The organism is Bacteroides mediterraneensis (assembly GCF_900128455.1).
Classification (GTDB): Bacteria; Bacteroidota; Bacteroidia; order Bacteroidales; family Bacteroidaceae; genus Phocaeicola; species Phocaeicola mediterraneensis.
Genome location: NZ_LT635783.1, coordinates 3,935,900 through 3,959,314, shown reverse-complemented (window position 1 = coordinate 3,959,314; position 23,415 = coordinate 3,935,900). Strand labels below are relative to the sequence as shown.

Sequence of the window (23,415 nt, the reverse complement as noted above, 5' to 3'; positions counted from 1 at the left end):
AATTAATAACTCGATTAGAATCTGAAGTGAGCAAATGCACGGTTAGCTTCAGCCATACGATGCATATCCTCTTTACGTTTGAAAGCACCACCTTGTTCGTTGTATGCATCAAGGATTTCTGCTGCCAATTTATCAGCCATTGACTTACCTCCACGCTTACGAGCAAAAGCGATCAGATTCTTCATAGAAATTGATTCTTTACGATCCGGACGGATTTCTGTAGGAACCTGGAATGTAGCACCACCGATACGGCGAGACTTCACTTCCAGCTGCGGAGTTACATTATCAAGAGCCTTTTTCCAAACCTCCAAAGCAGAAGTTTCCTCAGCAGGAAGCTTGGTTTCAACTGTTTTCAGTGCATTGTAGAAGATTTCATAAGAAGTGTTCTTCTTGCCATCATACATCAGATGGTTTACGAATTTTGAAACCTTCTGGTCGTTAAATACCGGATCCGGAAGGATCACACGTTTTTTTGGTTTTGCTTTTCTCATTTTGTTTGATAATAATGTTTAGTTTGGGGCTGCATTTCGTCTACTTCAACGCTTCCTCTGAAGCATTTACTCAACCTTAAAGCTTTTCCAACAAACCAAAACGAATTAATAAAAGTTTTTCTTAAACTAAGGATTGTACTCAGCTAGGATTATTTCTTACCTTTTCCTGCCGGAGCTGCCTGTCCTGGTTTCGGGCGCTTAGCACCATACTTAGAACGTCTCTGTGTACGACCTGCTACACCTGCTGTATCCAGTGTACCACGTACGATGTGATAACGTACACCCGGAAGGTCCTTTACACGACCACCACGAACCAAAACGATTGAGTGTTCCTGCAAGTTATGTCCTTCTCCCGGAATGTAAGAGTTCACTTCCTTAGAGTTTGTCAGACGCACACGAGCAACTTTACGCATTGCTGAGTTCGGTTTTTTCGGAGTTGTAGTGTAAACACGTACACAAACGCCACGTCTCTGAGGACATGAGTCCAATGCCGGTGATTTACTCTTATCAACCAAAACCGTTCTTCCTTTTCTTACTAACTGTTGAATAGTAGGCATTTTGTTTGATTTTTAATTGTTATATATTTATTTTCTATTGTTTCTACAATCCTTGGCGAAATACTACATTTCGGGCTGCAAAATTACAAATAACTTTTTAATAGACAAACTGTTTTTCAAAAGAAAAAGGCCCACTCCCCGAAAAAAACGGGAAATGAGCCTTTTAAAGCCATTATTTATATTTTTTTAAGCTTCGCCCTTAAAATCACTCAACGGTGGAACAAAGGTTTTTCCGCCTTGTGCCTGCTGTTCCGGCATCCGAATCTGACCGAAATTCTGTTCATACTTAGCCACATTGTCCTGCAATGCAAACATCAGTCTCTTTGCGTGTTCCGGAGTCATCACAATACGAGATTGGACACCAGCTTTCGGCAAACCAGGCATCACACGAACAAAGTCTATGATAAATTCAGAACTTGAATGAGTGATAATCGCCAAATTCGCATAAGTACCCTGTGCCACTTCTTCTTTCAATTCTATCTGAAGCTGATTTTTGTTTTCGTTTTCCATAATGATTAAACTGTTTAAATAATTATACGGCAAATGTAGGAAAAAAGTCGGAGTAAACTAATAAATCCCATTCTTTTTCTAGCCTGCATGGCCACAATCCACTTCAAAAAACTTTTTGTCCACCTCCCTACATCACAAGAAAGCTACCTTTGTACCTGAAATATCACAAATCATTTTATCATGAAAAACTCATTCTTCAAACTAGGGTTTATTGCCCTCACTGTGTCTACAGCACACATATCCTTACAAGCTGCAACGCAAGACACCACTTTTGTGGCAACCCAAAATCCGGTCGTATCTTATAAATATTTGGGCGACCCGGCTGCCATGGTCTATGACGGCACAGTATATATCTACGCTGGCCACGATGAATGCCCGGCACCTCACCAATACTACTTGATGAACGAATGGTGTATCTTATCTACACAAGACATGAAAACATTTACTGAACATGCCTACACCTTAAAAGCCACTGATTTCAAATGGGCCAAAGGGGAAGCATGGGCCAGTCAAGTCATCGAAAGGAACGGAAAATTCTATTGGTATGTCACCGTCGAACATGCCACGATTCCCGGCAAGTCAATCGGAGTCGCCGTAGCCGATTCTCCCACTGGTCCTTTTAAAGATGCACGTGGCAGCGCACTCATCACTAACGACATGACTACTCAATACACTTCCATCGCTTGGGACGACATCGACCCGACGGTCTTCATTGACGACGACGGTCAGGCTTATCTTTTTTGGGGCAACACCCAATGCTACTATGCAAAATTAAAAGAGAATATGACAGAACTGGACGGGCCTATTCATCCTATCAACCTGCCACGATACACCGAAGCCCCTTGGGTACACAAACACGGTGACTGGTACTATCTGTCATTTGCCTCAGAGTTTCCCGAAAAAATATGCTATGCCATGAGCAAACACATCAATGGCCCTTGGATTTATAAAGGTATTCTCAATGAAATAGCTGGAAACTCCAATACAAACCATCAGGCCATCATCGACTTCAAAGGAAAATCCTACTTCATCTACCATAATGGGAGCATCAACCCTAATGGTTGCGGATTCAGAAGGTCCATTTGTATCGACCCGCTCTTCTACCAAGCGGACGGAAGCATAAAACGCATACAAATGACCACAGAAGGTGTGTTCAAATAAATAAAAATCCGGAAGGGTCCATGAATCCCCCTTCCGGATTTTTATTTATTTTTTACGTTTGCTACGTTTGGCCCAACCCTCTTCCGAGAAATCTGGCTCCTCTCCCCGTAATGACTGATTGTCCTGCTGGAAGAACTGCTTCCAGTCGTCTTTCTTCTTAGGACCACGAGGATTGACATATCCTCTTTCCGCCCGACTCGGTTTCTTTGTTTTTTCCGCTTTTGAATTCTTATCGGTTGTCTTTTCAACGGCTGCCTTCTTTTTCTTTCCGTTTTTGTCGCTTTTTCCGGTATTTTCACCGGCCACTTCCACACAAACCTTATGCCCGCCGTTCAACACCACTTTGTTCAAAGCCTTTATCACCTGAGGAGCCTGCTCTTGAATCACCTCAAAAAACGAGAAATTCTGCATCAAATCAATACGCCCTATCTGAATACGCTCTTTCCTCAAGTTCCGGTTCACCAGGTCAATAATTTGATTGGTGTAAAAGCCGTCCGTCTTTCCTAAGTTCAAGAATAAACGTGTATATCCTTTTTCAGCCTTGCGGCCTACCTTTTCCTTATCTCCACTACCCTTACGAACCTCCTTCGCCTCGGCTTTCTTATCACTTGCTTTAGGTTGTTCTATCTCAGGCGCGTTCTTGTAATAATCCAGAAAACGATTGAACTCCAGTGACACCACCCGCTTAATCAGATCTTCCTTATCCAGCCAGTCCAGCTTCCGATAAATGCCCGGTAGGAAAGTGGCGATTTCTTCCTCATCCACCTTTACCTTTTCAATGTCATCAATCACTTTTATCAACTGCTGCTCACAAATTTCCTTACCGGAAGGAAGTACACTCACCTCGAATTTCTTCTTGATGATGCGCTCAATATCCCGCATACGCCCCTTCTCACGCAAATTGATAATGGCAATCGAAATACCTGTCTTTCCGGCCCGCCCCGTTCGCCCACTCCGATGGGTATAGCTCTCTGTATCATCCGGCAGACCATAATTAATGACATGCGTCAAATCATTCACATCCAACCCACGGGCAGCCACATCGGTCGCCACCAGCAACTGCAGATGACGCTGACGGAACTTCTGCATCACCAAATCACGCTGTGCCTGACTGAGCTCGCCATGCAACGAATCGGCATTGTAACCGTCCTGAATCAGTTTGTCTGCAATTTCCTGCGTTTCCTTCCGGGTCCGGCAAAAAATAATGCCATAAATCTGGGGATAGAAGTCTACCACCCGTTTCAAGGCCAGATACTTATCCTTTGCATGCACAATATAGGCCACATGATTCACATTTTTACTGCCTTCATTTTTGGTTCCTATCGTAATTTCTTTGGCGTTATGAAGGTAAGTTTTTGCGATACGACTGATTTCCGGACTCATTGTAGCCGAAAACATCAACGTATTTCTATCTTTAGGTATATTTTCAAGAATAGTATTGATACTGTCTGTGAAACCCATATTCAGCATTTCGTCGGCTTCGTCCATCACCACGTCACGAACCGTCTCCAGCTGAGCTACCCTACGCTCCATCAAATCAATCAGACGCCCCGGAGTAGCCACGATGATATGTACCCCCCGTTTCAGACTACGAATCTGGCTGTCGATGGAAGAGCCTCCATAGACAGGCAAAATTTTTAAGTCGGTAATATACTTTGAATAATCTGTCAAGTCACCTGCAATCTGCAGACAAAGCTCACGTGTAGGACAAAGCACCAAGGCCTGGGGTACACAATTTTTCACATCAATTTTCTGAATCAGCGGCAGACCAAATGCGGCTGTTTTTCCGGTTCCGGTCTGTGCCAGAGCCACTACATCATTGCCGTTCCCCAACAAATACGGGATTACTTCTTCTTGCACCGGCATGGGGTTCTCATACCCCATCTCCCCGATTGCTTTACGTATTTCGGGCGAAACGCCAAGTTCTTCAAATGTTTTCATCAATTCAATTATCTAATTTGCTGCAAAGATACGGACAAATCAGATGCAGCCCAACAGTTTAATCCTTTAGATTCAAAAGATTTTTCACTGCCACCCGGTCGCGTTGCAACTGCCGAGTCAGCTCCTCTACATTTTCAAATTTCACTTCCGGACGTACATAATCCACAAACTCCACCTTAATCAGTTCCTCATAAATGTCACCTAAAAAGTTCAAGATATGCACTTCTATACTTACAGTCTGATTGTCTTCATTTACTGTAGGGCAGCTTCCAATATTCAACATACCGGCATAACGCTCCTTCCCCACATACACATAAACCGCATACACGCCTGTCGCAGGAAGCAATTTATCAGTACACAAGGGTTGAAGATTGGCTGTCGGAAAACCAAGTGTACGTCCTAGCTTGCGGCCATCCACTACCCTGCCGTTCAGATAATAATTATATCCCAAATACAAGTTAGCCTGTTTCACATTTCCCTCCGCCAGACATGAGCGAATCAAGGTAGAGCTGATGGAAACACCTTCTTCTACCAATGCCTTAGACTGCATGACCCGCATCCCTAGCTCTTGTCCGTACCGGCAATATTCCTGGTAACCTTCTCCCTTTCCATGGCCAAAATGATGGTCATACCCTACAAAAAGTGTCTGTACGTGGTACACGTCATGCAAAATAGTCATAAACTCACGGGCCGAGAGTAAAGACAGTTCCTTAGTAAAAGGCAACAACACGCAATATTCTATGGGAGTCTGTTCGAAACATTCTATCTTCTGCGACAAACATGTAAGCAAACGAGGCTGGTAGTTGGCATCCAACACCTGCCGCGGATGACGTGTGAACGTAATCAAGCAAGAAGCAAGACCTTCTGCTTTCGCTATATTATGAACCTGTTCAATCAGATATTGATGTCCTCTGTGTACGCCATCAAAACAACCTATCGTCGCTACGCAGGCTGGAAGATTGGTGGCGGTAGCATCCGTAACTATTTCCATTCTTATTCAATGATTTTTTGAAGTTGCACAGCTAAATCATCACCAGGAATATAATGAAACACATTTATTCCCAAAGAAGCGGCAGCCCGACAATTCACCTCCGAATCATCCACAAAAAGGGTTTCCTCCGCCATCAACCCGGCTTCTTTCAGCACTTTCCGGAAAATTTCCGTATCAGGTTTTACCAGATGCATCTGGAAAGAGAGGAAAATACGGGCGAAATAGTCCTGCACCTGCCTGCCTTTGTACGCAAACTTACCGGTACATTCCTGCCAATGCAACTCGTTCGTATTACTCAACAAATATAAAATATAATCTTTTCTCAACTTCCACAACAAATCAAGTTTATGTGCCGGAATATCTTTCAGCATACGGTTCCAGATTCTATCAATTTCCGCATCTGGAAGAGAACAACCGGTCCATTGACCGATGTGCTCCCGAAACTGAACAGTGGTCAGCATACCCGCCTCATAATCTTTGAAGAAACCAGATTCATTGGTACCCGTCATCCACTCCCGGACTTTGTGCAAGCCAATTTGTTCCAGTTCCTCCATACACCCGGCTACATCCAGGTCCAAAAGTACACCACCTAAATCAAATATGATATTTTTAAATCGACTCATTTATTTATTTTTTTGCGCTACCCGCTTGATTCCTCGCCAAACTTCACCAACCCAAAGTACCAAAGACGTTCCGGCAATGATATAAACCCATTCCATCACAGACAAAGGCTCTGTCCGGAACACTTTTCCTCCTACGGTCACAATAATGAATTGCCCAACCAAGATGATTAAAGCCACACCCAACATGCCCATTGCATGACTGGCATCCTTGAATATAGAATGATTGGTTCCGAATACACTGGCATTGAACAGATTCCAGAATTGCAACATCACAAAAATCGTAAAGAAAATGGTCAGATGATGCACATCCATTCCACCTGGCATATTATTGAAGAAGGAAAGCAGTCCCATCAGAATAAGAAGGAAAGCAGCCCCTACCCCAAAAATATTTTTCCGCATGGCCGGAGTAATGATAAAGTCAGTACGTTTACGAGGCTTCTCGTTCATGACATCCATGCTCGGAGAAATAGAAGCCAATGCCATGGCTGCAAAGGTATCCATAATCAGGTTCACCCACAGCATCTGAGTCACCGTCAAAGGAAGCGCCGTACCCAGGAAAGCACCCAATAACACACTAAGCAGAGCCACCACATTAATGGTCAGCTGGAAGACAATAAAACGCTGGATGTTTTTATACAGTGAACGCCCCCACATCACGGCAGTAGCGATGCTGTGGAAAGAATCATCCAGCAACGTGATATCACTGGCCTCTTTCGCAACCGATGTACCCGTACCCATGGAAAGGCCTACTTGCGCATGATTCAATGCCGGCGCATCGTTCGTACCATCTCCCGTCACGGCCACTACTTCACCTTTCTGCTGAAGCAACTGTACCAGACGCTGCTTGTCCATCGGACGCGCACGGCTCATTACTTTCAAATCAACCACTCTTTCCAATGCTTCCTCATCACTCAAGGCGGCAAATTCTACTCCCGTAATCCGGTTTCGTTCTGTATCTTCCGGAGTCCACAGACCTATCTGACGGGCAATTTCCGTGGCTGTACCCGGTGTATCTCCCGTCACAATTTTCACCCGAATACCGGCAGACTGGCATTTCTTTACCGCATCCGGCACGTCGGGACGAATCGGGTCGCTGATGGCAAAGATACCTAAAAAAGTCAACCCGCCTTCTTTCACCAGTTCCGCACAATCCGTGCCGGCACCTTCCGATATCACCTTATAGGCTACTCCCAAAGTACGCATGGCCTGGTTCTGATAGGCCAGAAGCTGTGCGTTATACTGTTGTATCCGACTTTCATCCATCCCGCATTTTCCCATCACAATTTCAGGAGCACCCTTCACATACAGAATACGGACTTTCCGTACGGCAGAATCTACCAGCGTAGCCATATATTTTCTTTCCGTGGAGAAAGTCAGCTGACTGACCACCTTCGCCTGATTTCTCAAAGCAATGTAATCCTGTCCTTGTCCGTTCAGCCAAAGCAGCAAAGCCACTTCTGTAGGATTTCCTACGCCCGACGGTTTTCCATCTTCTTTTTCCTCCAAAAAGGCAGTCGAATTGGTTGCAATTCCTTCGGCTATCAAATCTTTCTGATTCTCATCCAGTTGTGCATCATACACCTGCATCAGGTTCTGTGTAAGCGTACCCGTCTTATCCGTACAAATCACCGTAATCGCTCCCATGGTTTCGCAAGCATGCATCTTGCGAACTAGGTTATTGGTTTTTAGCATACGGCGCATATTCAATGCCAGACTCAGCGTCACACTCATCGGCAACCCTTCGGGTACAGCTACCACAATCAGAGTCACGGCCATCATAAAATATTTCAATACTATCTGCGCGATGACCAACCACTGATGCCAGTCGGTCACTTCTGTCATACTCAGATATGCATACAAATCTTTTGCGGTAAAAATGACGAAAGTCAATATCGCAATCGTAAAGCCGGCTTTTCCTATCAGATTAGCCAGTTTCGTGAGCTGCAGGTTCAAAGGTGTCTGTTCCTGACTCTGTTCCGTAGCCTGGCGTGCCACCTTACCGATTTCAGTCGCATCACCGACTTTCTCCACCTGCATCACCCCATGACCGTCTGTCACTGTCGTTCCACGCATCACCGTATTCGACGGATAAGTGGCTTCATCATCAAAATGTGCTTCATCCGTCGTCTTATTGACCATCAGCTCACCCGTCAGACTGGATTCATTCACTTGCAGTGACACCGCCTCCAACAACGTTCCATCCGCCGGAATTTCATCACCCGTATTCAGAATGACAATATCTCCCACTACCACATCTTTTCTGGGAATTTCATGTACCTTCCCGTTACGAATCACCATCACCGGCGTTTCCTCTCCCACGGCATTCAGCAAATCGAACTTCTTGTTAGCATCATATTCAAAATAAAACCCGATTCCCGTAGCCAGAAAGATAGCAAAAAAGATACCGATGGTCTCGGCATATTCATTTTCAATCACAGAAATCAATAAAGAAAAGGCCGCGGCCACCAACAAAATCTTGATTACCGGATCTTGAAACTTTTCCAAGTAAAGTTTAAAAATGGAAGGACGTTTAGGAGGGGTCAACAAGTTAGTCCCATATTTTTGACGATTTTGAAGGACTTCCTGATCGGTTAATCCCTTGAAATGAGAGTCATGCATATTTTGTGACATACGTCTAAAAGTTAAAAATTAATATCTGCAAAAATACAATATATATTGAATGCATCTTTCCCATTAGTTTTTTTTATCATTTTTTTCTAGCCAAATGTTGCAGATTTCATGCCAAACCATTACTTTTGTACCGCATTTCCAAACCTTTATTTGGATTTCGGACTTGTAGCTCAGTTGGTTAGAGCAACAGACTCATAATCTGGAGGTCCCTGGTTCAAGCCCAGGCTGGTCCACTCTCAGTTGTAGGCAGTTACGGATTCCGTAGCTGCTTTTTTTATGCACCATTGTAAAATGCAACACCATTTAACTATTTGACGTGCAGGAATCCAGCGTATTATGCATTTTATACATAAAATGACAAAAGAAATAACTTAAAAGAATGCATTATGAAAACGCTATCGCTTATCTACAAGGGTTTCATGTTCATAATGGGTGTATGCTTCACTATGGGACTCCAGTCTTGCCAGAATGATGACAATGATTTCTACCTTTCACATTATTATGCCAACGCATTGGTCACCGTAAAACTGAGTGCCGACAATACCCCCTACCTGCAACTCGACGACAGTACAACCCTACGCCCAGTAAACATGATCACCTCTCCTTTTGGTGACAAAGAAGTCAGAGCACTGACCAATTTTGACTTTTCGAAGGAAGCTCCACAAGAATACGACAAAGCGGTCTTCGTCAACTGGATTGACAGCATTCTGACGAAACCGATGGCGCCGAACTTGGGAGAAGAAGCAAACCTTGAAACGTACGGAAACGATCCGGTAGAAATCCTCAACGACTGGGTCACAATCGCGGAAGACGGATACCTGACACTTCGTTTCGCTACCCGATGGGGAAACGGCCAACCGCATTTTGTAAACTTAATCAGTACACAAAATCCGGATAACGCCTATGAAGTGGAATTCTGCCATAACGCCTTTGGCGACATAAACGGAAGAATGGGAGACGGACTGGTTGCGTTCAAGCTGGACGGACTGCCCGATACACAGGGAAAGACCGTGAAACTGACCTTGAAATGGAATTCATTTAGTGGAGAAAAATCGGCCGAGTTCGACTATTGTACCCGAAAAGCCACTAATCCTCAAGCCACAGAAGTCACTTCTATCCGGAATATACAGAAAGTAAAATAAGGCATCAAAAGCCTTCCCAAAAACGTAAATGCGCTTCAACTCAAACGTATTTACGTTTTTTTTACCCCCTCACCCGTTATTCTACAATCAGTCTCAAATGGGTGTCTCCCGTCTTGGCTTTCAGCCATTTCACTATTTTTTCCTTACTTTTCTGGTCGGGCACCCGCTGACAGTCGATAATCGCGTATGTCAGTGTATCGACACAGGAACTATCCACAGACAAGCGCAGACTCTTGGAAACGGACAAGGTCTTGATTTCCGGGAAAAGAACCTTGATTTCCTGCCCCAGCTGCTTTCCCAGCCAATCCGAGCCAGAGAAATCAGCCAGCTGTTTATGCAAGGTGTCAATCGCTGCCTCTTGTTCCTTCAAACGCTTCTCACTGTTCCGATAAAAGTCTTCCATTACCATCGACTTGATGTTACTGATGTCTACAGCATTACCGTCTCCCATACCCTGGAATACCACCAGATTGGTCTTGGCCAGGTTATAATCGGGCAAACGGTGCTGTGCGGCGGCAATCTGCTCCTTCGACACTTCCTTGCCAATCAATACGACCTTTATCTCCCGCTTGTCGTACGAAACTTCACGGCTCAGGATTTGAGAATCGGGGAACTGCAGCTCCTCGGTAATAAAATGACTGGCAGAGGTCTGATAGAAGGTTTCCCGCACAATGTTATAGGTAAGGTATACAGCCGGACACATGGTACCTACCGTTATCCAGATAATATAGCGCTTCACCAGTTTCTCACGGGCCTTGTCCACAAACTGCTTGCGTTGGAAATGCATCACACGCACCCCGATGTAAGTGGCCAGACTGATAAAAACGGAATTGATGAAATACAAATAGAAAGCTCCCAGAAAATACAACAGGTTCCCTGTAGCCAGCCCGAACCCAGCCGTACACAAAGGGGGCATCAACGCCGTAGCAATGGCTACGCCCGGAATCACATTTCCCTTCTCTTTGGTAGCCAAAGCCACAATACCGGCCAACCCGCCGACCAAAGCAATGAATACGTCGTAGATAGTGGGCGACGTACGGGCCAGCAATTCCGACTGCACTTCATCCAACGGAGTAAAGGCAAAATAAATTGTGGCAGTAGTGACACTGAACAACGTGGCCACCAGATAGCTTTTCAAGGAACGTTTCATCAGCTCAAAATCGTTCAAGCCGATGGAAAGTCCGACTCCCATGATAGGTCCCATCAATGGGGATATCAGCATGGCACCGATGATGACAGCCGTAGAATTGACATTCAAACCCAATGAAGCGATGAACGTGGCAAAAATCAGAACCCACAAGTTGGTTCCCTTAAACTCCACCCCGTTGCGGATGGTTTCCACGGTCAGCTGCTCATCCTCTTTGCTCCGGTTCAAGTCCAGATATTCATTGAAAAATTTACGAAGCAGAAATTTTCGTTTGTTCCCTAGTTCCATAACAGCCCGATTTGGTTACTTGATAAGTTACTCCTCTTGCCTGTTACCGGAAGAAACGGCCGACAAAAGGTAAAGTCCTTAAAGGTAAGTCTTTTTTGATAATAAACGCAATAAACACCAATATTAATATTGTGCGGTAAGCCAAACGCAACCAAAGGTTCGCAATCGGTGTTTCTTGTGAGAGCATATAGAGTACCACAGCGACAATCAGATAAAGTGTCATATCCTTCAAAGGGTAACTCACCGGATACTTTTTCTGTCCGATGAAATAAGACAGCAAGGTAATCACTCCGTAGCCTGCCACTGAAGCCCAAGCAGAGGCCACATATCCATAGGTCGGTACCAGCCAGATATTCAGCCCCAGAATCACGACACAGCCAATCAAGGAAAAATAAGCACCCCAGTAGGTTTCATCGGTCAGTTTGTACCAGAAAGAAAGATTAAAATAGATGCCCTTGAAAATCTCGGCCAGCATGACGATAGCCACTACGCTCAATCCCTCCCAATAGTCGGAAGCCACCATGTATTTCAGGATATCCATGTAGCCCATCACCGCCAGAAAGGCCAGTAAAGAGAAAATAAAGAAGAACTTCATCGCCGAAGAGTAGACTTTCTTACTGTCTGCATCCTTGTTCTTGCCAAAGACGAACGGTTCGTAAGCATAGCGGAAAGCCTGTGTGAACATCGCCATGACCAGCGCCACCTTACTCGTGGCACTGTATATACCCAGCTGCACCAACCCTTCCGAACGGTCGTCGAACAGATAAGGATAAATCATCTTGTCGACCGTCTGGTTCAGGATACCTACCAGCCCAAATATCAATATCGGGAAAGAATAGTTTACCATGCGCTTCATCAGCACCTTGTCCATGCGATAGGATACCCCGCGCAGTTCCGGAATAAAGAAAAACATCTGCAAGGCCGACATAATCAGGTTGGACACGAAGATGTAACCCACCAGATAGTCCGGATTATAGAACCAGTTTACCGTCTCTGGAGCATGGACATTCAGCCACGGACAGACGAGCAGGAAAAAGAGGTTCAACAGAATGTTTCCCACAATGTTCAGCAACTTGATGGAAGCGAACTTGATAGGGCGTTTCTTATAACGCAGATAAGCAAAGGGTATGCACTGGAAAGAATCGAGTGCCACCACACATACCATCATGGCAATGTAATCCGGATGATCCGGGTATTCCAGCAAGGCAGAAAGCGGATGCAGGAAAACCATGCACAGCACGACAAACAGCAACGAAAGTCCTCCCACAAACAGCAGGGAGTTGGCATACACCTTCCCGGCATCCTCGTCCGACTTGTTGGCGAAACGGAAGAATCCCGTCTCCATGCCAAAAGTCAGCAACACCAGAATCAGTGCCGTATAAGCATATACATTCGATACCACCCCATATCCCCCGGAAGCGGCAGGGAGCACTGCCGTATAGAGAGGTACCAGCAAATAATTCAAAAAACGTCCGACGATACTGCTCAGCCCATAAATGGCAGTATCCTTTGCCAAAGATTTTATTCCGGCCATAATACTTAATTAATCAAACAGGGTCTTTTCACTGTTATATTTACTTTTTCCTAAATGTTTATATGCCAGTTCGGTCACCTCACGACCTCGGGGTGTACGTTTCAGGAATCCTTCTTTTATCAGGAAGGGCTCATACACTTCTTCCAAAGTACCGGGATCTTCTCCCAGGGCAGTGGCAATGGTAGTCAGTCCCACCGGACCTCCCTTGAACTTGTCGATGAGTGTACACAGAATTTTGTTGTCTATCTCATCCAGTCCATATTGGTCAATGTTCAAGGCTTCCAGTGCAAAACGGGCAATCTCCACGTCAATCCGTCCCGAACCTTTCACCTGCGCAAAGTCGCGCACACGCCTCAACAGGGCATTGGCAATACGCGGGGTTCCCCGGCTGCGGGAAGCGATTTCTCCCGCTGCATCCATATCGCAAGGCACATCCAGAATACGTGCCGAACGCAAGATGATGCGCGTCAGAATGGAATCATCGTAATATTCCAAATGGAGGTTGATACCAAAACGGGCACGAAGCGGAGCTGTCAGCAATCCACTGCGGGTCGTGGCTCCCACCAGGGTGAACGGGTTCAGGTCTATCTGGATGCTACGGGCCGAAGGGCCTTTGTCAATCATAATGTCGATGCGGTAGTCCTCCATAGCCGAGTACAGGTACTCCTCCACTACCGGGCTCAGCCGGTGAATCTCGTCGATGAACAACACGTCGTTAGGCTCCAGACTGGTCAGTACCCCAGCCAAATCACCCGGTTTATCGAGTACCGGGCCAGACGTCACCTTGAACCCTACCCCCAGTTCGTTGGCAATGATATTACTCAGTGTGGTTTTCCCCAGTCCGGGAGGACCGTGAAGCAATACGTGGTCGAGCGCTTCCGCCCGAAGCCGTGCCGCTTTTACAAAGATGCGCAGATTGTCCACCACCTTGTCCTGCCCGCTGAAGTCCTCAAACTGGAGTGGACGAAGGGCGTTTTCAAAGTCACGCTCCTTTCCGGTTGGTTTGTAATCGCGTATATCAAACTGTTCTTCCATAAATTCGTCTAAAAGTCTGGTCACAAAAGTACGAATAAAAGAAGAATCCCCGATGAAGAATCCCGAATTTCGTTTATATATTGTATTTTTGTCTGCTACAAAAATTGACAGATTGAACTTATGACATCAACCACTACCCCACTGAATGGAAACCGACTGATTTTTTTCTCCCCCACCCACACCTCGGCTCAAATCGCACGGGCCATCGGGGAAGGTATCGGAATGGGAAGAAGAATGGAAACCGACCTGACCTTGGATGAATCTTCCTCTCCAATCGAGATGGAAGGAGAATTGTGCGTCATTGTAACCCCGGTGTACGGCGGACGTGTACCCGCTCTCGCACTTCAACGCTTGCAACGTCTTAAAGGGAACGGGGCTCCTGCGATTCTCGTGGTCGTATATGGCAACCGGGATTATGAAGACGCTTTGTTGGAACTTCGGGATACAGCCATCAGCCTGGGCTTCATGCCTCTCACTGCCGGAGCCTTCATTGGAGAGCACAGTTACAGCACGCCCGAACTGCCCATTGCCGCCGGACGACCGGACACGGACGACCTGCAGCAGGCTCGCGAATTTGGTAAAACTAGCCTGGATAAATGGAACCGCCTGCACACAACCAACGCTCCGATTCCCGAACTGGCCGTCAAAGGAAACTTTCCCTATAAACCATGGACACCGGGTGCCCCTGCATGCCCCACCTGTACAGAGAGCTGTTTCGCTTGTAGAGAATGTATCGAAGTCTGCCCCACCCATGCCATTCAATTCAATGCAGACCAGACTGGCATTGAAACGGACATCCATAGATGCATCAAATGTTGTGCCTGCGTGAAATATTGTCCGAACGAGGCCCGTAAGTTCAGTACCCCGTTTGCGGCCATCCTCCACGAAAAGTGCAGTACCCGCCGTCAACCGGAATTGTTTTTCTAATCTCAACCCACCGTTTACATGAAAGAAAGAGAAAAAAGAGTTTTGGTCGGCATGAGTGGAGGCATCGACAGTTCGGCTGCCTGCATCATGCTGCAGGAACAAGGATATGAGGTAGTAGGCGTGACCATGCGTACCTGGGATGTCGCGTCTCATTTTACCCCAGGAAACGACCGGCCCAATGAAGTGATTGAGGCACAACAGCTGGCTGCCCGTCTGGGCATCGAACACCATGTGGCCGATGTACGGACTGAGTTCCGTCAGGTCATTGTGCAGTATTTCATCGATGAATACATGCGGGGACGTACCCCCAACCCTTGTGTAATGTGCAATCCCTTGTTCAAGGAACGGATTCTCTGTGAATGGGCCGACCGGTGCAATTGTGCCTGGATTGCCACGGGACATTACTGCCAGTTAAAAGATATCAATGGTTATCGCTACATCCTGACCGGCGACGACCCCCTGAAAGACCAGTCGTATTTTCTATGGAAACTGCCGCAAGAAATTTTGAAACGGATGATGTTCCCTCTTGGCGGCATGACGAAGGCCAGCGTACGCGATTACCTCGCCTCAAAAGGTTTCGAGGCCAAAGCCCGTGGAGGAGAAAGCATGGAAATCTGCTTCATCGAAAAAGACTACCGGGAATTTCTGAAAGAACATTGCCCCGACATTGACGAAAGAATCGGTCCGGGATGGTTTGTCGACAGCAAAGGGCTGAAACTGGGACAGCACAAAGGTTTCGCCTACTACACCATCGGACAGCGGAAAGGATTGGAAATCGCCTTGGGAAAACCGGCATACGTATTGAAAATCAATCCGGCCAAAAACACAGTCATGCTGGGAGATGCCGACCAGCTCAAGACCCAGTATATGCTAGTAGAGGATTATAATGTGGCCAGTCTGGACGAGCTGCTCAGTTGTAAGGACCTGGCTGTGCGTATCCGCTACCGTAGCCGGTCGATTCCTTGCCAGGTAATTCTGCTGGAGAACGGACAACTGCTGGTCCGCTTCCAACAAGAGGCCTCCGCCATCACTCCCGGCCAGTCGGCTGTGTTCTACGAAGGCAACCGGGTACTGGGTGGAGGATTCATCGCTTTCCAGCAAGCCATCAAAAAGATAGGTGCCGAAAACGAAGCGAAATTCCTGAAATAAATCACTCCTATACCTAAAAAAGATGCCCGGACTGCTCCTCACAAGCCGTCCGGGCATCTTTTTTTATCCAAACTTTAAAGATTATTCTTTGTCACGATCCGGAGAAAAACGTACCGGGTCATTGTACTGCTCTTGCAGTTTAGCCATTTCCGCCTTCAGTTCCGTCACGATTCCCTCATATTCTTTCTGACCATACAAGTTGTGCATTTCGTGCGGGTCTTCCTGCAAGTCATACAGCTCCCATGTATCAATATCATTATAGAAATGAATCAGCTTGTAACGGTCTGTACGTACTCCGTAATGCCGTTTCACCATGTGTTCGGCCGGATACTCGTAGAAATGGTAATACAAAGCCTTGCGCCAGTCTTTCGGATGCTCTCCTTTTAATAAAGGCAGCAAAGAGACTCCGTGCATGTCCGACGGAACTTCCACTCCCGCCAATTCCAGGAAAGTAGGTGCATAGTCGATATTCTGCACCATTTCCGTAATGTCTCCCTTGCGGGTAAAGCCTTCCGGCAGACGCATAATCAACGGGGTATGCATGGATTCTTCGTACATGAAGCGCTTGTCGAACCAGCCATGTTCGCCCATATAGAAACCTTGGTCGGAAGTATAGACCACCAACGTGTTTTCCAACAGCCCTTTTTCTTTCAGGTAATCCAACACACGACCCACATTGTCATCCAGTGATTTGACCGTCTTCATGTAGTCGCGCATGTAACGCTGGAACTTCCAGTTGGCCAGATCCTTTCCTTTAGGATTCTTTTTATAGAAATCTTCGATAATCGGACCGTAGAATTTATCCCAGGCCGCACGCTGCGCACTGTCTAAGCGTCCCAGGTATTTCTCATACAGGCTTTTTAAACGGGAATCCTTGTCCGGGCGAAGCATCTTCAGGTCATAAATCATGTCCATGTCCTTTACGATGCTCATTTCCTGTGCCGCAGCTGCTTCACGCCCTTCATAATCATCAAAGAAATTATCCGGCAACGGAAAAGTCTTGTCTTCATACAAGGCCAGGTTGCAGGTATCCGCCATCCAGTTTCGGTGAATCGCCTTATGGTGAATCATCAGACAGAAAGGCTTCTTCTCATCCCGTTTATGCTCCAGCCAATCGATGGCATCGTCCGTAATCAGGTTGGTGATATACCCATGTTTCTGAATAGTATCATTCTCCTGAGTGATGAAGTCCGGATTGTAATAATCCCCCTGCCCCGGCACTATTTCCCAGTAATCGAAGCCAGAAGGCAAACTTTCCAGGTGCCATTTCCCAATAATGGCTGTCTGATAACCGGCCTTACGCAAAAGCTTCGGGAACGTCTGCTGTGCACTGTCGAACACACAAGTCGTATTATCATAGAACTTGTTGCCGCAAGAATGTTTTCCAGTAAGCATACAAGCCCGACTGGGACCACTCAGCGAGTTGGCCACAAAACTGTTGGTAAAACGCACACCTTCGTTTGCAATCCGGTCCAGATTGGGGGTTTCCATATAGCGCGTGTCATAACAGCTCATCATCTGCGCCGTATGATCATCGGTCATGATGTACACAATGTTGTATTGCTTCTTCTCTTGCTTGTCAGCCTGTTGACAGGCGGTGGTCACAGCCGATAGGGTTACCATACCGGCCAGAGGATAAAGTTTATTCATATTATTTCTAGGTTATTCTGATTTATAAAGCGGAAATACGAAGTTTATAACTCATCGGTTTCTGCGGAATCTGATATTTCAGCATGGTCTCCGGACCGCAGCTTGCGTTACCCAGTCCCCGAAGTGCGGCATCCAGGTGCAACACCACGTAAGGGCGTTTCTCCAGCTCCCAGGTATGCTTGCAGTTCATCAAGTCCTCGTCCGTGTAACGCAACGCAGAGAACGACACATTGCCCTGCGTCTGGATACGAATACCTTTACCGGACATGTCGGTCAAATCCAGACTGCGCAAGCCTTCCCGGTTGCCCATGGATTGCGGTTTGACATACTTTCCGCCCATCTCGTCTACCGTAGTAGTGTAACGGCCCACCGGACAAGCATCCTTCCGGTCTACGTAGTTTTCCCAAGGACCATGTGCGTAGTAATTTACCTGCGTCAGCGTAGAATCCAGCAAGCATACCAGTCCGCAACGGCGCAAATTGGCAGTCTGCGGAGAGAAGCGTACATCCATATCCAACACACCGTCCGGAGTGAAAGTGTACACAATGTTGGTAGTACACAAAGAGCCTCCACGGGAAGTACGAACCTGTACCTTTCCCTTTTCCGTGCTCACTTCGCATGTGCCGGCCGCATCCAGTCCGTTGGCCAGTTCCTTGAACATGTCATTCTCAATCCAGCGATGATTGTCGTACAGGAAACCACCGTTGTGGCTGATGATATCTTTACCGCCCATAGACAACTGGGTCAGCTGGCCTGTAGCCTTGTCGAATACGGCACGTACCTTTTCATTCGCCACTGAAACCTGCTTTTCATCTTCCCGAATGTCCCAGTTGTTTTTCTTTTTCTTCGCAGCCAGTTCCGGCAATGCTGCCCGTTCAGTCAGTTCAAACTGACGGGAAGCCACCTCATGTCCTGCTTCTGCCCATACGGTAGGCGACAACATCCGCACATGCAGATTTACCATCACCTCGTCGCCATTCTTCTGTGCATTCGACAGACTGACACCTGCCAGCTTCAGGCTGAGAGCCACAGAATCGCCCGGAAGAACCGCATCCAGTTTCAAGCTGTCAGCTCCCACAATCTCTCCATTCTTTACCGTCTCCCACTTCAAATCGAATCCGTTCAACGGCAGGAACGCATATTTATTGGTCACCTGGATATTGGCTACATTATGTGCCGCATCCATACCCAGACACTTGAAGCCTACATACTGATAAATGGCTTTCACTTCCTTCAGCTTCGGTGATTCTTCCCGTGTGGCCGGGACGATACCGTTTGAACAGAAGTTACCTTGGTGCGGGCCCGGGAAGTCATACCCTGTATGCAAGCGATAAATCCCTTTCTTCATTTCATGAGGTTCGTAAATCGCCTGGTCTATCCAATCCCAGATGGCTCCTCCAATCGTAGCCTTACTGCCTTCAATACTTTCCCAATATTCTTTCAGGTTACCGATGGCATTTCCCATGGCGTGCGCATATTCACAAACAAAGAGAGGTTTTTCGAATGCACTCACGTGTTCATCCATCCAGTCCATGCTTGGATACATCTTGGAATAGAAATCGCTGAAACGGTTACCTCCGTATGATTTTCCGTCGCGTGTACCTTCATAATGCACCGGACGGCTGTCCAGTTTTTTGGCAGCTGCATAACAGTCACGGAAGTTCTCACCGCCTCCAGCCTCATTACCCAGACTCCAGAAAATGACGCTCGGATGATTACGGTCGCGCAACACCATCCGGTCAATACGGTCTACAAACGCCGGTATCCACGATACCATGTCACTGATGGACTGGTTGGCATGGTCTTCCAAGTCAGCCTCATCCATAGTGTACAAGCCATAATAGTCGAACATGGCATACATCTTGGCCGCATTCGGATAATGCGACGTACGGATGGTATTGATATTATTCCGCTTCATGGTCAGCACATCCCACAGCATCGATTCGGTAGTCACCGCCCGTCCATACATCGGATGCGTATCATGACGGTTCGTTCCCTTGAAGAACACCCGCTTCCCGTTCAGGTACAACAAGGAACCTTTCACTTCAATGTTTCGGAAACCATATTTCGTAGAAAACGCCATTTCGTCTTTGCCGCCCTGACGCTGTATCACCTGTACCGTGTACAACGAAGGAGTCTCTGCCGTCCATAATGACAGACCCGACAAATCGAACGACACATTGGCCACACTCACCGGAGAAGAAGGCGCATATTTCACAGCCACCTCCGATTCGGCCACCTTACGGCCTTCCGGATCCAGCAGACGAACCAGCAGGTTCTTGCTTCCCTTCAGCTTGTCACGGTTGTCCAACGACAGTTTCACGTTCATGGTACCGCTTTCGTAGCTTTTTTCTTTATCCAGCAAACAAGTGATGTAATGGTCGCGTACGCTTACCTTCGGTACATTATATAAATACACATCCCGGAAAATACCACTCATGCGGAACATATCCTGACATTCCAGATACGAGCCGTCACACCAGCGGAACACCTGTACCGCCAGCCGGTTCTCACCTGCTTTCAAATACGGGGTCAAATCAAACTCGGCTACGTTGTTAGAGCCCTGTGAATATCCCACATACTTTCCGTTCAAATACACGAAAGCAGCACTGTAGATACCCCCAAAATGGATGAACGTACGTTTTCCGTTCCATCCCTCCGGCAGCTTGAAAGTACGCACATACGAACCGACCGGATTGATACCATAATTCTTCCCTCCATCATTAAAACCTTTACGGGCCTGGATATAAGGCGGCGTATTGGCATGCGGATATTCTACATTCGCATAAATCGGACGGTCATACCCCTGCATTTCCCAGTTAGACGGCACCGGTATACTGTCCCAACCGGAAATATCAAAGTCTTCCTTATAAAAATCCTGTGGACGCTGAGAAGGCTCCGGCACCCAATGAAATGCCCATGTACCGTTCAACAACATATAAGCTGGGTTATGCACCTCTTCCCAAGGACGGTCGTAAAACGCCTTGTCGCTCAACATATCCTTTTCAGAAGGATAAGGCATATACGTGGCATGACCGGCTTCCTTATTCTCTTCGAAACGGGTCTCATCCTCCCAATATACCTTTTCGCGTGCTGCCATCCCCGTTCCTTCCGGCATCGGCATACTGCTCACCTGTATCTGAAACAGTGAAGTTTCCATCTTCTCCACCTTCTTCCGGTCGGCCAGTGTCAAGCGTCCGTTCTGGCACACCAACATCAAGGAAGGCGTATTGGCCGGCACCAACCGTACAAACTTATCTGCCTTCTGTATAGTCCATAACTGCGCCTCGTCACTTCCATTGACTTCTGCTACTGCAAGCACCTTATGGTCTACATCTGCGCGCAAGGCTTTGTTGTCAAACACGTTTACCAACCGGAAACTTCCCGACAGTTCGTCAATACTCCATTGCTGCCCCTGGTCGGTCTGACTCAAAGACTTCAATATGACAGACGACGCATCAGCCTCATATCCCAATGCTTTGTTCAAAGCACTGGAAGGTGATACATGATACAACTTGTGCTTATCGTATCTGCTTTGTGCACATACGTTCATCGTGGTCCCAATCAACAGTCCCACAATGAGCATAAAATGATAAAATTTCACCATAGAATCGTACTATTTTTTAAGTGGAATACATATTAAATTCTTTACTTTTCCCTTGAATCCCATGTGGACATCGCCCAACTGTTTCAGGGGGAATATCAAGGTTTCCTGATACCATATACGGTCCTTTCTCTGACTTCTAGCATTGAATGCTTCTCCTACACGTCCTTCCAGTCTTTCCTGAAGTTGTCCGTCTACAAACAAGGAAGTCCCTTTTGCGTCTCCTTCTACCCGTACCTTTGTCCACTTGCCGACAGGCAAACGATAGGCATGGAACACAAACTCATACCCGTCACGACGGAAAGCGAACTTACCCGTATTTTGCCAATTGGTCACAAACTCCGAATGAGGTCCTTTGAAAAGAATGGCATCCACATTCGGAACAGCATCCGGACAAATCTCAAACTCCACGGCATAAGGATAACCGATTTCATCGATCGAAGTGGTAAGCGTATCCGTCCCCGAAAGCGCCACTTCTTTGCCTGTCTCCGTCAGATTTGTACGTTGGGGCACCTTCGCCAGCAAGTTGACTCCCGGCGCTTCAGGAGTAGACTGACAAAGCGCCTCAAACTGCGCATACGGCACCTGCTCTACATTTTCTCCTTTCCACATCTTTTCACAAACTACCTGCAAGGCTGGGAAGGTACGGAGATGCACATCCTGTTGGCTGATGCCATTGCCTACGCGGTCGTTCCATACAGCCATCATCGCTCCCAAAAAATTAGGATGACGTTTTGCCATCTTCGAATCTTCTTTCCTCATCATTTCGGGCATCCACGATTCATACAACCACTGATAGTCCAAGAAATCATGATAATAATTTACGGCCGGCACCAGATACAACAGTGCGTCACAAAGATTCACCACCTTTGCACCAGCCTCCAGACAGGTATTCACATCCATCCAGTTATAATTCCAGGCACTTACCACTTTCCCTTTCAAATCAACAGGTGTTTCTCCTTTCATAACGTTCAGACTTCCCCACAAACGAGGAGTCTTGCCATACTTGGATACAAAATCCATATAATGATTCGTAAAATGACGGAACTGCTCCGCTTCTTTCTGGTTATATTCATCCGTTCCGATATGCACTTCCGGTCCCACAAACACCGGGTCTTCTCCCGACAGATACTCATCGAAAAGAGAATCCACAAAATCATAGACTTCCTGTTTATACAAATCCAGGTGATCCATTCCGTATGCCTTATTATCCGCCGCCAACCGGGGATTATAATGGGTGAAAGCCAAGGAATGTGCCGGCACATCAATCTCCGGAATCACATTGACCCCGTACGAGGCCGCCATCTTCTGGAAATCCCGAAATTCCGCCTTCGTATAAGAACCGTCTTTCGCTGTCAGTCCCGGATAGCGCTCACTCTCCAGACGGAAAGCCGCATACGTCTTGTTCCAGTCATTTCCAAAGAACTCCACAAAGCCGTTGTCATTCAAGTGAACTTGCAGTTCATTTAATTTATAGAACGAAAGAATCTTCACATAATCTCGCAAATAATCCATCGTAAAGAACTTACGGGCCACGTCAATCATGAATCCCCGGTTGGGATACAAGGGAAAGTCCGTAGCACGGCCCTTCATCAGCCCTTCCGACTGATTGTGGATCATCTGTAACAGGGTGCGTGTTCCCCAGAACACCCCCTTTGAAGTCGGGGCTTCAATCGTCACTTCATTCCGGATATCCATTCGATAGCCTTCGTCACCCAAAGTCTCATCCGGTTTACTCAAGGCCAGGAACACTGCTCCCTTTTCCTTCTTACCGGCAACCACACGGTAATCCCAACCGAACATTTCCTTGAGGTCCTGTACCAATATTTCGGCACTTTGCTTTAATGCTTCCTCCTCGTCAGAAGAAACGATTACCTTGCCCGATTCCGGCAACACCAGTTTACCTTTAGCCGGCTTCCACTGCTGCAACGCAGGAATCACCTGTGGAACACTTTGGGCCATAGCCACCATCCATCCACACAGCCACATCACACTACATACAATCAGATGCTTCATTCTATCAGATTTAAAATT

17 protein-coding genes and 1 tRNA gene are annotated in these 23,415 nt (G+C 46.8%); 5 read left to right on the top strand and 13 right to left on the bottom strand.

Going from position 1 to position 23,415, the window contains the following annotated elements:
* Positions 1–14: 14 nt before the first annotated feature.
* The 3 genes from rpsG to BQ7480_RS16865 all read right to left on the bottom strand — a co-directional run bounded on the left by rpsG (position 15) and on the right by BQ7480_RS16865 (position 1,558).
* On the bottom strand, positions 15–491 hold the full coding sequence (gene rpsG / locus BQ7480_RS16875) for a 30S ribosomal protein S7 (protein ID WP_072543761.1): 477 nt from the start codon (positions 489–491) through the stop codon (positions 15–17).
* 149 nt (positions 492–640) lie between these two features.
* Positions 641–1,048 (bottom strand): 30S ribosomal protein S12, encoded by a 408-nt coding sequence (gene rpsL, locus BQ7480_RS16870; protein WP_007559394.1) that lies wholly within the window; start codon positions 1,046–1,048, stop codon positions 641–643.
* 186 nt (positions 1,049–1,234) lie between these two features.
* Positions 1,235–1,558, bottom strand: coding sequence for a DUF3467 domain-containing protein (locus BQ7480_RS16865; protein ID WP_072543760.1), 324 nt, complete (start codon positions 1,556–1,558; stop codon positions 1,235–1,237).
* A gap of 177 nt (positions 1,559–1,735) precedes the next feature.
* Here BQ7480_RS16865 and BQ7480_RS16860 point away from each other — a divergent pair, with 177 nt between their 5' ends.
* On the top strand, positions 1,736–2,719 hold the full coding sequence (locus BQ7480_RS16860) for a glycoside hydrolase family 43 protein (RefSeq protein WP_072543759.1): 984 nt from the start codon (positions 1,736–1,738) through the stop codon (positions 2,717–2,719).
* A gap of 45 nt (positions 2,720–2,764) precedes the next feature.
* On the opposite strand, the gene BQ7480_RS16855 is transcribed toward BQ7480_RS16860, so the two are convergent.
* From BQ7480_RS16855 to BQ7480_RS16840, 4 genes are read right to left on the bottom strand one after another with little or no spacing between them, the layout of a single operon-like run.
* Positions 2,765–4,660: a DEAD/DEAH box helicase gene (locus BQ7480_RS16855; protein WP_072543758.1), complete on the bottom strand. Its 1,896-nt coding sequence runs from the start codon at positions 4,658–4,660 to the stop codon at positions 2,765–2,767.
* A gap of 58 nt (positions 4,661–4,718) precedes the next feature.
* A complete protein-coding gene (locus tag BQ7480_RS16850) occupies positions 4,719–5,651 on the bottom strand; it encodes a bifunctional riboflavin kinase/FAD synthetase (RefSeq protein ID WP_072543757.1) in 933 nt (310 codons plus the stop codon).
* A gap of 2 nt (positions 5,652–5,653) precedes the next feature.
* Positions 5,654–6,274 carry an HAD family hydrolase gene (locus BQ7480_RS16845; protein ID WP_072543756.1) on the bottom strand — a complete coding sequence of 207 codons (621 nt, stop codon included), beginning with the start codon at positions 6,272–6,274 and terminating at the stop codon, positions 5,654–5,656.
* Positions 6,275–8,905 (bottom strand): calcium-translocating P-type ATPase, PMCA-type, encoded by a 2,631-nt coding sequence (locus BQ7480_RS16840; protein ID WP_072543755.1) that lies wholly within the window; start codon positions 8,903–8,905, stop codon positions 6,275–6,277.
* A gap of 159 nt (positions 8,906–9,064) precedes the next feature.
* Between BQ7480_RS16840 and BQ7480_RS16835 the strand changes: the two genes are divergently transcribed.
* Positions 9,065–9,138: transfer RNA gene (locus tag BQ7480_RS16835), tRNA-Ile, on the top strand.
* A 153-nt stretch (positions 9,139–9,291) separates the two neighbouring features.
* Positions 9,292–10,047, top strand: coding sequence for a NigD1/NigD2 family lipoprotein (locus BQ7480_RS16830; protein WP_072543754.1), 756 nt, complete (start codon positions 9,292–9,294; stop codon positions 10,045–10,047).
* Positions 10,048–10,123: 76 nt separating this feature from the next.
* Here BQ7480_RS16830 and BQ7480_RS16825 read toward each other — a convergent pair whose 3' ends face one another.
* From BQ7480_RS16825 to ruvB, 3 genes are read right to left on the bottom strand one after another with little or no spacing between them, the layout of a single operon-like run.
* The gene (locus BQ7480_RS16825; RefSeq protein ID WP_072543753.1) at positions 10,124–11,482 is read right to left on the bottom strand and encodes a TIGR00341 family protein; all 1,359 of its coding nucleotides are present in this window, start codon (positions 11,480–11,482) and stop codon (positions 10,124–10,126) included.
* 43 nt (positions 11,483–11,525) lie between these two features.
* Complete coding sequence (locus tag BQ7480_RS16820; RefSeq protein WP_072543752.1) at positions 11,526–13,016, bottom strand: lipopolysaccharide biosynthesis protein; 1,491 nt, start codon at positions 13,014–13,016, stop codon at positions 11,526–11,528.
* A 9-nt stretch (positions 13,017–13,025) separates the two neighbouring features.
* Positions 13,026–14,051 carry a Holliday junction branch migration DNA helicase RuvB gene (ruvB, locus tag BQ7480_RS16815; protein WP_072543751.1) on the bottom strand — a complete coding sequence of 342 codons (1,026 nt, stop codon included), beginning with the start codon at positions 14,049–14,051 and terminating at the stop codon, positions 13,026–13,028.
* A gap of 120 nt (positions 14,052–14,171) precedes the next feature.
* Here ruvB and BQ7480_RS16810 point away from each other — a divergent pair, with 120 nt between their 5' ends.
* Together BQ7480_RS16810 and mnmA are read left to right on the top strand one after the other, a co-directional pair.
* Entirely contained in the window at positions 14,172–14,978 is an 807-nt protein-coding gene (locus BQ7480_RS16810; RefSeq protein ID WP_072543750.1) for a 4Fe-4S binding protein, read from the top strand.
* An 18-nt stretch (positions 14,979–14,996) separates the two neighbouring features.
* On the top strand, positions 14,997–16,127 hold the full coding sequence (mnmA, locus tag BQ7480_RS16805; RefSeq protein WP_072543749.1) for a tRNA 2-thiouridine(34) synthase MnmA: 1,131 nt from the start codon (positions 14,997–14,999) through the stop codon (positions 16,125–16,127).
* 81 nt (positions 16,128–16,208) lie between these two features.
* Here mnmA and BQ7480_RS16800 read toward each other — a convergent pair whose 3' ends face one another.
* Genes BQ7480_RS16800 through BQ7480_RS16790 form a run of 3 tightly spaced genes read right to left on the bottom strand, consistent with a single transcriptional unit; the run spans position 16,209 to position 23,397 of the window.
* On the bottom strand, positions 16,209–17,750 hold the full coding sequence (locus BQ7480_RS16800; protein WP_235816748.1) for a sulfatase family protein: 1,542 nt from the start codon (positions 17,748–17,750) through the stop codon (positions 16,209–16,211).
* Positions 17,751–17,799: 49 nt separating this feature from the next.
* Positions 17,800–21,384, bottom strand: coding sequence for a glycoside hydrolase family 2 TIM barrel-domain containing protein (locus BQ7480_RS16795; protein WP_072543747.1), 3,585 nt, complete (start codon positions 21,382–21,384; stop codon positions 17,800–17,802).
* Between the two features lie 9 nt (positions 21,385–21,393).
* Positions 21,394–23,397: a family 20 glycosylhydrolase gene (locus tag BQ7480_RS16790; protein ID WP_072543746.1), complete on the bottom strand. Its 2,004-nt coding sequence runs from the start codon at positions 23,395–23,397 to the stop codon at positions 21,394–21,396.
* Positions 23,398–23,415: the final 18 nt, after the last annotated feature.